General features: G+C 32.7%; 8 protein-coding genes. 2 read left to right on the top strand and 6 right to left on the bottom strand.

What is annotated here, in order from left to right; all coding sequences use genetic code 11:
- Nucleotides 1–14 precede the first annotated feature (14 nt).
- The 3 genes from DP119_RS10930 to DP119_RS15855 all read right to left on the bottom strand — a co-directional run bounded on the left by DP119_RS10930 (nt 15) and on the right by DP119_RS15855 (nt 8,626).
- Nucleotides 15–4,832 (bottom strand): DEAD/DEAH box helicase, encoded by a 4,818-nt coding sequence (locus tag DP119_RS10930; RefSeq protein ID WP_112233206.1) that lies wholly within the window; start codon nt 4,830–4,832, stop codon nt 15–17.
- Nucleotides 4,801–8,127: a hypothetical protein gene (locus DP119_RS10935; RefSeq protein ID WP_112233207.1), complete on the bottom strand. Its 3,327-nt coding sequence runs from the start codon at nt 8,125–8,127 to the stop codon at nt 4,801–4,803. The genes DP119_RS10930 and DP119_RS10935 overlap by 32 nt, the downstream gene beginning before the upstream one ends.
- A 346-nt stretch (nt 8,128–8,473) precedes the next feature.
- The gene (locus DP119_RS15855) at nt 8,474–8,626 is read right to left on the bottom strand and encodes a hypothetical protein (protein WP_167399220.1); all 153 of its coding nucleotides are present in this window, start codon (nt 8,624–8,626) and stop codon (nt 8,474–8,476) included.
- 432 nt (nt 8,627–9,058) lie between these two features.
- Between DP119_RS15855 and DP119_RS10945 the strand changes: the two genes are divergently transcribed.
- Together DP119_RS10945 and DP119_RS10950 are read left to right on the top strand one after the other, a co-directional pair.
- Entirely contained in the window at nt 9,059–10,537 is a 1,479-nt protein-coding gene (locus DP119_RS10945; protein ID WP_112233209.1) for an AAA family ATPase, read from the top strand.
- Nucleotides 10,506–11,138: an HNH endonuclease family protein gene (locus DP119_RS10950; protein WP_112233210.1), complete on the top strand. Its 633-nt coding sequence runs from the start codon at nt 10,506–10,508 to the stop codon at nt 11,136–11,138. The genes DP119_RS10945 and DP119_RS10950 overlap by 32 nt, the downstream gene beginning before the upstream one ends.
- A gap of 324 nt (nt 11,139–11,462) precedes the next feature.
- Here DP119_RS10950 and DP119_RS10955 read toward each other — a convergent pair whose 3' ends face one another.
- The 3 genes from DP119_RS10955 to DP119_RS10965 all read right to left on the bottom strand — a co-directional run bounded on the left by DP119_RS10955 (nt 11,463) and on the right by DP119_RS10965 (nt 15,853).
- Nucleotides 11,463–12,317 carry a hypothetical protein gene (locus tag DP119_RS10955; protein ID WP_112233211.1) on the bottom strand — a complete coding sequence of 285 codons (855 nt, stop codon included), beginning with the start codon at nt 12,315–12,317 and terminating at the stop codon, nt 11,463–11,465.
- 353 nt (nt 12,318–12,670) lie between these two features.
- Nucleotides 12,671–13,048, bottom strand: coding sequence for a type I restriction enzyme endonuclease domain-containing protein (locus tag DP119_RS10960; protein ID WP_112233212.1), 378 nt, complete (start codon nt 13,046–13,048; stop codon nt 12,671–12,673).
- Nucleotides 13,049–13,276: 228 nt separating this feature from the next.
- Nucleotides 13,277–15,853: an HNH endonuclease family protein gene (locus DP119_RS10965; protein WP_112233213.1), complete on the bottom strand. Its 2,577-nt coding sequence runs from the start codon at nt 15,851–15,853 to the stop codon at nt 13,277–13,279.
- Nucleotide 15,854: the final 1 nt, after the last annotated feature.

The raw sequence follows: 15,854 nt of genomic DNA on the forward strand, positions 1-15,854 counted from the left end.
ATAAGGCACCTACTTCATTTCACTAACTTGCTTAAGTACTCTTCCACCATCCCACGAGACAAAGTGTCGTGACAATATTGGTTTGAATAGTCCTTCAAACAACCATAGCAACTAGTTTCCTTGCCGCATTGGCAAGAACTCACAAGTTCCTTTGCAGACTCTATCACTTTTTCCAACTGAGCAAACACTTCATTCATATACCCTGCTCCTCCCGGAACTTTATCGAATAAGACCAATGTAGGGGTAGCTAAATGATTGTAGCGGATACATCCATCAATATCTCGTCGATTGATGCCTAACGCAATACTTATTCCGTTTAAAAGTGCGTAAAGTAACGAATCCCACAGCTCGGGTGCAGGTGTACTGTTGACGAATTCAACTTCCAAGATATCGCTTATAAACTCATGTCCTAAATGAATAGACTTTTTATCTATGGTGCCCTCACATATCTTGTTCATCTGGTTTCTGTGTCTAGAATCTTTTGTGCCGATCATTGAACCACATGAGTTGCATATTTTATAACCTTGTCCGCTACGTCCTTTACTAATGACGGATAACTTACCATAAGGTGAATATTTAATCCGCACTTCCTGTCCTTTTAAACTGAACGTTCTTTCTTGTTCTGACTCTTGTTGATGCTGCTTTACTTCTTCTTCATCTGAATAAAAATACTCAGAAAAGAACACTCTTGAACGATTCTCTCTCGCTGGTTTCCTATCACTTGCCTTTTCTACACGTTTTGCATTAAATCCAAATTTAGGAATAATCATTTTATGAACTTCACTAACTTCTTCACATGTCTCGCATTGAGCTGTTAGAGTACGATAATTAGGATTTAGCCGTTCGATAACCTTATAGGATTTACAGTTTTTACATTCAATATAATACAGTGTAGGGAGCTCAAATCCTTTTACTTTCCTGATGCCTGTGCTTTCGTAAATAGTACCATTCGCCACAATTTGAGACCCTGGGGCGTATTCTCCGATCGCCATCGATAAATCCCTACTTAATCTAATATCATCCTTCTCTGTTTGAGTAATAACCATTTCTACCACATCTACTGGAAAACCATATTTCGGAATGAAGTTCGAGGTAGATAAAAAGCTGATGAGCCCTTCATTTTGAATTCTAGTCATGACCCTATTTAATCTATCCGTACTTCTATTAGCTTTAAAATCTTCTTCTTTTATTTTTTTCAATTCTTCTAAATCTTGATAATACAGTTTAGAAATTTTCTTCAATAAACTTGTTTCTTCTAAAATAAGATCATTTTTCCAAGAAATGAATTCAGGATGATATTGAAGTTGCTCATAATTAGGCACAACTTTTTGAACAGATTCTTGTAAGCGAATAGGCATATCTCTAACAAATTGGTTCAATCTTTTAGGTCCGGATTTTATTGTCATTGAATCTAAAAAGAAATCGGCAACTTTTCCAAATAAGTCATCATTTTCTCTAAAGAAACTTGATAGCACAAGCGAATTCAAATGGCGTTTAATTATTTTCGAGTTATCCATTTTCAAAACAGGCGGCTTAATTACCCCTGCAATAATATTTTCAGGATCTTGATAATACGTTAAGTCATGGGATTTTCTTTGAGCAAAAGTTAAAACAAATGCAACAGAAGCTTTTCTTCGTCCAGCCCGACCCGCCCGTTGAATGTAATTAGCAGTTTCTGGTGGTACATTTCTCAAAAAAACTGCTTCTAAACCACCAACATCAACCCCCATTTCAAAGGTAGTCGAACAACTTAATACATTAATGTCCCCATTAACAAACTTCTCTTGGTAGTGTGATGCATTTTCTGGCGACAATTGAGCCGTATGCTCTTTTACGCTCATTTTTACGGGTACTAAATTATTGTATTGATTAATGTAATGAGATTTAAGCGAGTTGCTTTCAACTGGTTTCAAAGAACCCGCACATCCGTTGGTCATACAAACATTTTTAACATTATAGGCAGTTATTGCTTTGCAATCACTACACTGAAAAATCGGTTGATTTTTACGAACGCGCCATATACTTTGCTGCAAGAGATTATTTCCGTTTTTACTTTTAAAGAAACTTTCATAAAAGACTGGCAAGTTTATTAACTCCCATAACTTTGAAAGTTGCTCTCTTGCAGCTTGATTAGCAGCTTCTTCATCCATACCTTTTTGAATTGCAATTTTCTTCAAATAATCGAGTCTTATATTAGAGCGCTTCGGTATCCACGCACTCACATAGCCTTTATTGTCAGTTGCATCTTTATTAATAGAGTATTCGAAGTTTATTGGCTTCATTCGATCAGAGTTGAATTTGCTTCGTTCGAGATGCGTTACTGCATTTTTATGTCTTAATGTACTTAATAAGACCTGCAAGGTTATCTTTAGTTCCTGTCCAGAGTCAAAGTTCAACCTTTGAGCAAGTGCTTCTAGCTTTGATTCAATTTTGTCCGGTAAATCCAATTGATATGAAATTAACCCTGTACCTTCTAGAGAAATCCTTACATTCCCTTTAATGAATTCAGACATAATATATTCTTCCGCAATTGTTTTTCGTTCTTCTTTATCCATTTCGGGAGTAAATACATCCCACTTCAAAGCTTCACTGTATGCGTCCGTTGCCCATGTCTTTAAACTGACCGGTTCTTTTTCATCGTACTTCCCAATCGTTTTATATAAGATAGACCGCCATAAATCACGTTCATACGTATATTCTAAATAAGGAGCGAAAAAGGCAGCTTCTTGCCGCGAATCGGAAAATACGAGTAATTTTTGGGGCTCATATTTGTCTTCGGTAACTTCTTTAAAACTAGCACTAGTTAATTCTTCTGAAAATAAGTCTCCAAAAAGATCGCTTTTGCTTGTGACATTTTCATTTTTGATTTTCTTTTTTGAATCTAATACTAACTGCTGGTATAGAGATGTTGTTAAAATTGCAGCAGGCCCATCACTTCCGCTCAAAAACAGCTTTATTGGATTCTGCTTCTTTTTTCCACAGTGATTACAAGACGAATGTCCTGAGATTTTAATTGGTTCTTTTACAAGCGTTATAAGATTCGGATTGGTAACTTCTCGCTCTCGGCAACAGGAAGTTGAATCGTCCCCTTTCTGCCAAATGCTTGCGCAACACGGACACATTTCATAGGCTTCTTTATCTTCTTCAGTCAACTCCTCTTCGTCTTCATCAACTGCCAATTCTTTCTCGTTCTCTTTAATCATATAAGCTGTATAAGTTATTTTTTCATCTATAATTTGAGATTGTTTGCGCTGTACCAGTTTTCCTTCTTCTTCTTCACCGATAAGGTGGACCTGTCCACAATTTGAGCAAACACCCATTTCGAAGAAAGGATGATTTGTCTTTTCATCAACTTTTTTCGCTTGCAAAGACACCTCATATTTAGGGTACAACTTAAGATAACAACCCTCTATTGCCCGAACAAAAACATGGTACCTTGCCGGCAGTAGAGGTTCTTGAGAATCTTTTGGAGAAACACCTCCAGCAATATCAACCAAATTTATCAAACCTTGACGGATTTCTTCCACTTTGACATCTCCAAATTTCGCTTGGATTGCCATAAGGCGATTTAATAAAGCATTTAAATCTTGCGGTTTCTTTTTCAATAAATCTCTAAGATTAAATAAATTTTCATCAGCGCTTAGAAAATCATATAGAAATGTATTAGTATCTCTTTCATTTACTAGCATGGAATTCGCATGTTTAATTCCATACTGATTCAATTTCAGAATATCCTCATCATTTAATTGCTCTTTCTCCTTCAACTCCAATAAATAAGAGTAAACAGGCCAGTTAGGACGATATAATAAATCATGTTCGTCTCGATAATCAATTCTTTCTGACTCAATTAGGTCGTTATCTTTTTCAGATTTAAAGTGAAAAGGTTCATCAAAGATATTCTCTGCAAACTTAAGAACTTTTTGTTTTGCTTCTGCTCCTGATCCCAACGTAGCACTAGTCGCAATGCATTGAAGGCTCCCTCTAAATGATCTATGTTTTAAAATTCGATCCTTCAGCCGTCTTAGCAGCATCCCTATTTCAATACCATTTGCCCCGTTATAAGAGTGCACTTCATCCAACACTATAAACTTCCAATCATCCGAGTACGGACCGTCAAAAAACGCCGTATCCGTTGGCCTTAGCAACAAATATTCCAGCATTGCGTAATTTGTCACTAAGATATGTGGAGGGTTATTTCTCATCTCGTTCCGGGAAAGAATTTCATTAGGCAGCTTTTCTATTCCAGGGTTTTGTTGTTTAAATTTATCCAGGGCTTTGCTTTCTAATTGTTCAGTTTCCCCTGTATATCTACCAAAAGTGATTTCTGGGGTATTCTTTAGTAGCGACCTCAGTCTTTTCATCTGATCATTAGCCAACGCATTCATCGGATAAACGAAAAGAGCTCTAACCCCTGGTTGTAGCCCTTTAAGTTCATCTTCAAAAAAGAGATCGTTTAATATTGGCATCATGAAAGACTCAGTTTTACCACTTCCTGTGCCAGTTGCAACAACGAAATTCTTTTTCCCCTTAGCTTTTCTGATAGCTTTTTCTTGATGTGTATATAATGGACGATTGGCAGGCATTTCTTCTTGATTCAGTGTTAAAAATTCTTTGGACAAAACTTTTTCCTTAACCAAGTCAGCGATAGACGCTCCCTTTTTGTAAGGTGGCGTGACTTCTAGAAACGGTCCTTTTGATAGGAGATTCTCTTTCCTAAGCTCTTTCGAAAATGCATTCTCTATTTCTTCGTCATTAATTGGAAAAGTCGTAGCTAAATAATCTCTGTAATCATTATCAATTCTATCTTTTCCATGCAAAGGATGGATGCTCATATTGTAGTTTCCTTTCCCGTAAAATTATTGAAGTCTTCTGATCACTCACCAATTTGTCTTTCCAATACACAAGGTCATGTAGATACCAACCTTCCGCAACATCGTATAAAGCTGGAATTGCTTGTCTTAAAGCCAATAATGTTTCTGTCTCCATTTTACTTTCATGTTCAATTATCAATGCACAAGCTAAGGCGGATAATCCTATATAGAAAGGAAAACTATATAAGTCATATACATCTTTATCTGACGTGATTCTTCTTGTATTAAGCAGATTAATGTTTTCGCTTGAAATAAGTTCAAGTTTTTTTAATGAAACAAACAAACCATCCAAAGTGTCTTTGTGTATTTCATAAAAATCTTCAATTTTTAATCGATGCAATTCATCATTATCAATTTTGTCGAAAAAAGATAAATACTCATGATGTAGACTGAACCCTTTGAAGAACTGTGCTTTTTTTATTTTCCTCTGATAACTGAGAGCTCTTTCTCGACGTGAAAACGAACTGAGCAAGCTTATTTTTACTGGAGTGTATTCTGCTGAGAGGTTCTTTTTTTCCAATTGGTTTTGCATTGCGACTTTAAAAGAAGCGGGATCCCATTCTTGATATCCTGCTACTTTGCAAATGAATGAGGTAAACTCCTCATTCTGCTTTTTCTTAATAATTTCTAGCAGAAGATCTATGTTTTGAAGACCGAAATCACAGCACGAAGAATAGTCTTCTAGTAACAAAGATTCTATTATAGATTCATGGTTCCAGATGAATTTCAAAAGCTTTTCTAGTTCAGGTAATTCCCATTCTTTTTCTTCTCCATCACTCTCAAGTAAAAGAAGCCATTGAACAAATGAAGGAACTGCAACTGTTCTCTCTACTTTTATGAACTTCCTGTGGGAACCCAAAGAGTGTGGATAAACTACCTCCTCAAAAATATCAAAAAAATCATCTTCTTCTACTTCATTCAACTCAAAAATATAGTAACCATCCGGCAGCATTTCTTTAGTGAGCTGAAGTGAATTAGCAGGATGATTTATCTCATATTCACCGATAAGTTCTTTTGTGCAATCGAAAGACCAAAGACGGGCTTTTAATTTTTTTGGTTGGAAAGAACATTCAAAACTCAAAAAACCTTCATTTGAGTTTGGAGTTCTCACCGACTTTATTATCCATTCAGTTTCTACAGTCACTACTTTTTCTGTTACATTCAACTCTGATATATACATACCAATTGTTCTTCTCCCGTTGGTCTGGTGCAGGCCTTCGAAATAATTTAAATTCAAAATATGCTTTCTACCAACTCTACAACTAAATTTTTTCTGGGCAACTTCGCCAGTTTTTAACCTTTCTCTTAACGTTACTTCTATAGACTTTCCATCATTTAATAGAGAAGGATTCTCTAAATCCAGCAAGACATGAGAATGCTCAAAATCGAATTCATTGGAGTTAAAAGTTTCACCTAGTTTTTGTGCGCCAACATCAGTAACAAGTTCACATGAAACTTTACTTGAGTAGATTTTGAAATCTAGTTTTTCTTTTGTCTGGAGATTTAAAACGTTCCCTCGAACGAAATCAGGATGGTTTGGAAGTTTAAATGAACTTTCTATTTCACTCTTTTTCTCAATATTAAAAATTGTAGGGATGGTGAAATCAGTAGACGGTGAAGTTAGTACCCTTATGTTTTGTTCATGAATAGCGAACGAGAAATCCTTTCTTGATATATAAATGAAGTCTACTGATTGATCATGACCTAACATACCAGTCAAACTTAATGAATATCTCCCAAACGGTTCTTCTCTTTCGTTGAATAGAGTTAAAAAGTCAATTTTTATTTCACCTACTGCTTTTGTAAATTTCAACTCACTCAAGCTTTTCCAAATTGTTTTTTTCGAAAACTCATGATGCAACTTTATACTCCATTTTGAAATATCTTCATTTATTGAAAAGATAGCTGTATTGATTTTAATCAAAGGTTTGTCCGTATAAACATCAGTTTGGGCTTTTACATCCTCAACTCTAGCACCTTCAATTTCAATTAGATTGCGCATTGGGTTTAGTGTTAGTGCAGTATTGGAAAACTCAAAAACATCTGGTTTCTCCAAATACAAATCTATTTCATAGTATCCCTGCCATTGATTAAACAATGGTCTTATCAGGTAATGATTCTTGCCATTCTCAACATTCTTATACTCACTTTCATGTACGATTAATAACACATTGGAGTTAGATAAATAGTTTTTATTGAGTTGTTCATAGCTAACAGTATCGAATACCGTCACTCGATCCAGATAAAAACTCCACTCTCCCTTAACTTCCCCGTCGATTAGAAGATGCACAGTATAATCATTTAATGGTTTGAGTGGATGCTCACCATTCTTATCATCAACAATATATTCTTGCTCTTCTTTAGATATATATCTTTTTGTTGGTACATTAATGGAAGTATTGCCTGAAATTAACCTCCATTCAACTTGCTCATATAACTTATCGCTGAACCTCTGAATCGGTAATTTAATAAAGATGTTTTGATACTGTGTTGAATAACTTAGTACGGGCCTAGCTAATCGATGCTGCTTGGTCTGCTGAATTTTTGTAGCAATTTCCTTAGACGCGTATGCTTCAAATTCTTCAAGAATATGGTCGGGCAAGTAATTTTTATACTTTTCGGTGAAAGGTCTGTCTTGCTCTCTCCAAACTTCAATGCACCGAGAGATTAGGCTATTAGATACAGCATTGTCCAGCTTTATAAAGTCCTTTACACTTTTATACAAGCCATACGTTTTTACGATAGAACCGTAATTCTTTTCCTTTTTAACAGATTCAATTACTTCGTCTACCGTTAAATCAAAACTTGCAGCTGGATCAATAACATTTTTAATAAACCCCGCTATATTATGTTTAGGAATCCCCGCATGCCCCAATATATTTTCAACGTATTTTTGACCGTTTTCTCTATTAAAAAGTTCTAACTTTTCAAATTCAAGTTGTCGAAGAAACCTAATTTTCCATTCATGATCTTTCTTTAAGGAAACATCTTTTTTGAAATTCCCCCAAAAATTCCCATCGTAATTATAAATTGCATAATTCACGGTCAATAGTAAAGCAGTTCGAGGAGCTAGAGTCCAAATAAAATTAATAGTATTGGTTTGATGATCAATATCATGCTTCAAGATTTCATTGAAATTATTTAAGATTTTTATATATTCGTCATGGGGAAGGTTTGCTTCACTAACTATTCTAATTTCCTTGAAATACTTGGAAATTTTTAATTCTGTATAATTAAGATACTCCTCAACCTTCATAATTTCACCACCCATTTGAGTATTTGTTACTGAAGTGAATTTATAATATGTGTTATTTGGTTCACAATAATTATTACTAATAGTTATATTTATGTATTAATTGTAACATATTGGTTTTCATTCTAAATATAATATTCTGAAAAATTTATTATATAAAGTGACAAATACAACGATTTTTGTTAGTTTATCCTCTTATTATTAGCGCTACATTTTTGTGAAAAATAATATTTAAACGCATGCTCAAATAAAAAGACATCCACATATGCGGATGTCTTTCAACTACTACCATTCTTTTAATTGAGCTAGCTAATCGCTCCATTACGCAATTGAATAATCTGTATTTACGTCAGCGCCATTTCGACTCCTTCTGATTATCCAATTTCTCCAAGCTAATCATCTCAATAATCCGCAGCACTTCTTGCAGCTTCGGATCTTCGTACAATCTCGTCATCATATCAGCCACTTGGCTGTTGTCCTGCCAGTCATCAATTACTTTCATATTTGTGAAAAGCCATGTGTTTTTCGTAGTGTTTTGCTTAGAAGCCGGTTTGAATTCCAATCAATACGATGCGGTTTTCTCCGTGTAAGGGGGGCGAGCTCTAAGACAAGTTTCAGACGATCGTCTACATTCTCGTTTGACTTCAGCAATTTGGCGAACTTTTATGCAACTCGAACGTCTCATTCATTTTTGATCTAAGATTTTGTTTACTTTGCTACCTCCTCTCTTTCAATGCATTTACCATCATTATAAAAACTTATTAATTTACTTTTTTATAAAACACTAAATATTCTCAATTTTACACATCAAAAATTTCGTGTAACTAGAGAATATTGACTTTTTTCAACATATAGTTAACTATTTCTAGTGTTAAATTAATGAAACGGTATAATTGAATCATTAAATAAAAATGTAAAGGATAGGATAGATAGTATGGATAATTTCACTTTAAAATATCTTTTTATTAAACATAAAACCAAAACTTTATTCGATGTCAACTTCTCAGAAGAAAATGATAATCGGACAGAACCACTTACAACCATTGTAATCGGGGAAAATGGATCTGGGAAAAGTCACCTTTTGACTGTAATTAGTGAAATCTTTAGAGGCTTAAATAACCTAAAAAGAAAAAAAGAATCAAAATTCAGATACGATTATTACCGGCTTTCCTATCAACTTAATAATTCAACATTCGATTTAGAAATATTCAAAAATCAAGTAAAATTTAAACAAGATAAAGTGCCTATAGATTTGTCCAATGTTCTCCTACCAAATAATATTTTAGCTGTTTCATTCATGATTAACGATAAATTCACTTTCTCTTCTCCAGACCAAAATAACGATGATGCTTATTCTTATATCGGTGTAAGAAGAACTTCTAATGCAACTTGGACAACTACTTTAGTAAAAAAGATTACTAATAGTTTAATTTTAAATTTGCACGATCATGAATTTTCGAGAAAAGTTCTTGAAATATTACGGTTTTTAAATTTCGAACCGGAAATCAGGTTAAATTTTGTACCCGTAAATAAAACTCTTTTTCTTAGAAAAACAAGCAATAATTATCTAAATGCTAAAGTTAATGCTTTAAAAAAGAAGAATTATTTCAGATCAGATGCTATAAGCAAGTATTCCCAAGAATCTATCTCTAATTTAGTTAAATTTATCAATACGCAAGTGAAATTAAATAAAAACGATACCGATGTTTCTTCCAATATGATAATAAACATCGACTTGAAAGGAGATTCAAACTGGACAGATCAGGAGGAAAAATTCACTTATTTAAATATGTTAGTAGAACTTCAATTACTCAAATCTCCTGAATTACTACTTTTGAAGTTTGACGAATTTGATTTTGAATATGCTAGTTCTGGAGAAAAGCATTTATTATTCACGTTGATTAATTTGGCTGCTGAGATAAGACAGTCTTCTATCATTTTTATTGATGAGCCTGAGTTAAGTTTACATCCAAATTGGCAGATGAAGTACATCAGTATCTTAAAAAGATTATTTAATGATTATGCATCTTGTCATTTCCTTATAGCAACACATTCCCATTATCTTATATCTGATTTAAAACAAGATTCTTCGTCAATAGTGCATATTACAATCGAAAATTTAGAAAAAGGTTTAATTAGAGAAGCGAAATTATTAGATATGGATACTTATGCTTGGTCAGCCGAAAATATCCTTTATAATATCTTTGGTGTAAGAACTACAAGGAATTATTATTTCGAACAAGATTTGAGGAAATTAATTAGTTTTATTGAAACCGAATCTAAAGATATTGAAAGTATTGAAAAATTATTAAAGAAACTAGAAAGTCTTCAAATTGACGCCGCCGACCCTTTAAAAACACTAATAACCGAGGGGAAGGAGTATGTTGAAAATGTTAGTGCAAATAAAAGATAGATTAAGATATACTAAAGCACATAAGAAAACTCTTCGTAAATTAAGACCATTTCCTGGTGGCACCTGGGACAAAAAATCTCCACAAATTAAAGATTTAAAGTCTCACATCAAAAAAATTCTTCTTTTTAACCAAGGGGAAAAGTGCGCTTATTGTTCACAACCCTTTAATATCACGAGTGGTGCAGAAATAGAACACATTGCGCCTAAAGGTGGCGCAGTGTATCCGCGTCATACTGAATTTACATTTACAGCACATAATTTAGTTTTAGCTTGCCATCTATGCAATAGTCCAGTTAAAAAAGGAAGAAAAGATACCATTATTAGTAAAAATATTAATTATAGAAATTGCACTTTCAATATCGTTCATCCTTATTTTGATAATGTATACGATCATTATAAACTTACCCTCGACGATACTTTAAGTGGTATTATTTATAAACCTATAACGAATAAAGCTAAAAATACAATAGATATATTTGATTTGAATAATGAAGCGCATGTAACAGCACGAGGCGAGCAAAGTGTAGCTAAGCAGTTAAAAACCCATGATGTTTCTAAATCAAGAGAACTATTACTAGCAGCTATTCAAGATTATAAATAAAAAGGTGTTTAATGAATTATTTAACATTTTCAACTCCTCAGTTTTAAAATAAACTTTCTACACTAGACTGGTAAATTTAAGTTTTAAGTAATAATTATAGTTTTCTAAAAAAATGTCTTTCCGCTTTTTTCGGAAAGACATTTTTTAATGAATTTGACTTAATTTTTAAAGCCTCATCGACCAAAATATGATTTCTAAAAAAATTATCAGCATTACTCTTAAGTTTAAATTTATATGAAATTATTCCCTAAGAATTTCTTAGCATTTAATTAAAATAATTTAGGTGATTTTAATTCTTTCTTTTGGTTATTAATTATGTGTTAACTAAAAATTTTGCAAGTGCATAGCTTTGATTCTCGACCGCAGTCTCCTCTCTAATTCAATTTCAGCATCCCAAATAATAGTATTAATTTGACTTACATCAAAATGATTTTCATTAAAATCTTCTTTTTTTACTGTTAATATTACTTGTTTATCTTTTGCCATCGCATAACCAACTTCTAAATACACCCCTCTTTTTTGCTCAGTTAAATCACCCACTACAAAACTTGAATTCTCTATTTCATTAAATATCTCTGGAACTATTTGATTGTTATGTTCTTTCATATCTATTAAAACGGCTTCATATCCATATTCTTTAATAACTCTCACAATTGTTTCTCTAGCATTTTGCATTTTATTACCAAAAGACATTGCTATAAAAACTGTAGGATTCCGATGATTTATTTTAATTTTATAGTTATACAATTCCTTAATTATTAACTGAGTGATTGAAGTTATACTTTGCCAATCGGAGTTACTTGAAGAAATTAATAAAACGGTTATTAGAAAGTCTTTTCCTTCTAACCCTTCAATAAAATCCCACACTTCATCAACTTCGTAGTACATATAGCTCCCTAGTAAGTGAGGTCCGCTATATTCCTCACGCGTTTTTATAGTCAAAGTATCTTTCGAGTAACCAAGTTCACTTAAAACCTCTACTACTAATAGTGCTGGAAACTCGAACATTGTAGAATATGCCTCTACAGCAGACTCGCCATAATGCATCTCGTTATCTTCAAACTCCATATTTATACTCTCACGCTTAAAATTAATTTTGTTCATCACTGATATTTTAAAATCCTTCAATGTTTCATTACTAATTTCTAAATCCAACACAGCATTTTTTAGTTTTCCCATTTTTACCTCCATATTCTATATTAAATAGCGCATCCTCTTTGCAAACAACTCTGACAATATGTTTGTTTCGGATATTAATCATGGTTCAGACAACTACTGTCAAGACCAGTAGTTGTCTGAACCATATAATAGCACTGCGTGTTTCTTTAGATGATGCAACAGTCAAGTTCGTTCTATTTTTTAGAATTTTTGCTTACAAACCATTCTGTTGAAACAAGCTTTACTTTACTCACATAATATTTTTATATAATTAAAAACTATCAATAAACTTTTACGCATTAGCTTTCGAGAAACATTCCCTCTGAATCATTTATTAGTCCTTATACACCCCTTGTGGATTCGAAACCCGTTGCTTAGACTTCCAAATCACTAACATTCGTACTCATCAACTCAGCCTGTCTTAGCACAGTCTCCAACGCAACTTTCTGTTGAAACGGCGGATAACCATGTTCTTTCAGCAAGCGTTTGACAAGTCGGCGCATAGCGGCTTGGGCCTCTTTACGGACAGTCCAGTCGAATGATACGTTCGCGCGAATTTTGGACGTCAATTCTTGGGCGATTTTAATAAGCGTTTCGTCGCCCATCATTTCATTTACTTTTTCGTTATCTGCCAAAGCTGTATAAAATGCCACTTCATCTCTGTTTAAGCCAAGCTCGTTTTCAGCGTCCTCTTCTTTTTTAATGTCATACGCAAAACGAATCAATTCTTCAATGACCTCAACATTCGTAATACCCTGATAGTTGAGTCGGTATCGATACCGGTTGTCTGCCTACTTTAATCCCTTTTATTAGCGCAATGTTTTTAAAGGTTTTTCAAAACGCTATGCCCATGAGAATGCTGGAAAGGAGATGACCATGGGAGCCCTTGAAAATGAAGCTGTTCATTTATTTTGAGATCAGTATAACAACTGAAGATTATAAGCTTTTAGTTCATTGAAGTTTCTTTTCATAGAAATTTGTTAAAGCATTTTCATTCCCTTTTTTCTATTGCAATCTTTATGAGCTAACTGTAAATTCAAAAATTTATCCCTTCCTCCAATTGCCAATGGAACTCTATGATCAACTTCAATTTCATCTGAAATAAATAACGAACTTCTACAAAGAGAACAAATATTTTTTTGTTTCTTTAATAAGTTTTGTTTTTCCTCAATAGTTAAAATAACTTTCCTTTCATCTGTACTATATTTACTCCATAGTGCTGTTACCATCTCTTCGTACTTATTTATACCTGCCCCATCTTGGTCTTCTGGGGGCAGTGATTTTGTATATTTGAATAAACTTGAAATCTCTTCTTTAAGTTCGGTTCTATTTAATCTGACCATCTCGTAAGGAATCGTTGAAAGGACATTCCATAGAGCATAAAAAGACTGAAGTGTTCTTCTAGCAGCTTTAGAATGCTTTAGATAAAATAATTTTGTAAGTTCCGCTTTCAAGTATTCATCTATATCTTCACTAATATCTTTATCAGTTAATAATAGTTTAAGTTTTCTTAAAAACTTTTCAACATCACTGATACTTTTCATAAACTCATTTTTGACTTTTTCTTGTTCTGAAGCCAAATTTAAAACTTTTGTAATCTCAACTTTAGATTTCACTCGAAAATTAATCGTGTCATTTCTTTGATAAATGTCTAAATCGTCATATGCATCTGGATGTTCTTTCTTATATTCAAAATAAGCTAAAGTCGTAATCAACTCTTCATTTTCCATTCTAGTATTCTTCAGTTTAGAGTAAAACCAACTATTATTTTTTGAAACTATTTGCTTAATTTTACTAACGACTTCATGATCAACATATGAATTCCACATTTCGAATGTATTTTCTCGAATAGGATAAGGTTTGTTGTTTAAACGTATGAACAAATCAATCGGATCAAATTGAGGGTTAATTTTCGCATCAATAGTAACTAAGGATAAATTGAAGTCTAGTATCTTTTCTTTTAAATTATCGCCTAAGTCTTTGTATGCATCTCCATTTAATTCATCCAAAATTTTCAACTTGTTCAACTTATAATTGTTTTTTTCAGAACTTGTTATTACACCATTTTCATCTAGAAATTCTTCTCCAATAAATCCTAAAATAGAGAGAAGTCTTTGTTGCCCATCGACTACTTCTAATATTCCATCTAACCTTTTATAAATAAAAATAGGAGGCAAGTTTATTCCAAGCAATATACTTTCAATTATGGCAGAAGATTTCATTTGATTTATAGATTCACCTCTTTGATATGAAGGCCGAACCAAAAAACGTTTTCTATTCATTAATCTACAAATATCATCAATCGTTGTTGAACTTGCATCAGGCTTATTTAATCTTAAACTCTCAAAAACCTCTATTATTTGATGCGTATCTGACGAATTATTCATTACAGTTTTCAACTTATTTTGAGTAGTAGCATTATTTCTGATATATATATCAAAACTCAAATCAAAAACCTTTTCAAAAAACGAGGCAGTACCTGAATACCTTTCTTTCATTTCCTTATAGAAGTGACTATTCTCAGTAGTATAGATTTGTATATTATCTCCAATAAATTTAATTAGTTGATCGTTAACTTCTTTTCCATTAATTCTATCTAGACTTATACCTTCTTGCTCCATAATTGTTAAAGCCCAAAATAAGCACTCAAAAACTAGTTTATTATATTCTATTCCATTAACAGATAGTTGCTTTTTAATATTTTTTAAAATCTTTATTTTCTTAAAGAAATCTTCGTATAATCCCTCCACATCTTGTGTATTTTCACTGAGATTCTCAAAAAACTTTTGAATTAACTCTTTTCTACCCTGAGAAGTACTATAGTAATTTATTGGTAAATTATGCAGAACTAAAAATACTCTTACTTTAGACATGGCTTTCTCTAAAGTAATTCCTTTTTTACTCAACTCTTTTTCTCTTTCGGAAAAAAATAAATCTAAAAAGCTTAAATAGTCTTTTTCCTCATCTTTAAATTTCTTTTTAAAAAAAGTAGTAGTATCGTCATTTATATAAATTGCTTTTTCAATCTCGGCATTTTTAAGAGGGGTAATTCCTGAATTGTACCTTCTAAAAATTTCTTTTTTTATTTGATCTTCTTTTCTGTAATCTAATTTCGGTTCATTAACAACACTAAATTCAATTATTCTTAATTTTGTATCCCAAAAAACATCTTGTAAATTTATATCAAAATCTTCAAAGCTCTGCTTTTGTAAATCTCCAAAAATACGCAATCCTTTTTTGGTAAGATGAAATTTATTGTCTTTAAATCTTTTGATTGTTTCAAAACGCTGCCGCCCATCGATTACTTCAATTTTTTTCCCCGTATTAAAGAAAACCAGTGGAGGAATCTCTGTACCTAAAAGAATACTTTCAATAAAATATGAAGCCTTATCAGTATCCCAAACATAGTTTCTTTGATAATAAGGATCATAAACTGTACTTTTAGTTCTTCGTTCATTAGCAAATAAAGTTTCAATAGACATTACCTTCGAATCAATTTTAATATGATTTTTAAATATTTCTTTAATTTCTTCATCTTTCAAAAATAAATCAGCCATT

Source organism: Planococcus maitriensis (assembly GCF_003289925.1).
Classification (GTDB): domain Bacteria; phylum Bacillota; class Bacilli; order Bacillales_A; family Planococcaceae; genus Planococcus; species Planococcus maitriensis.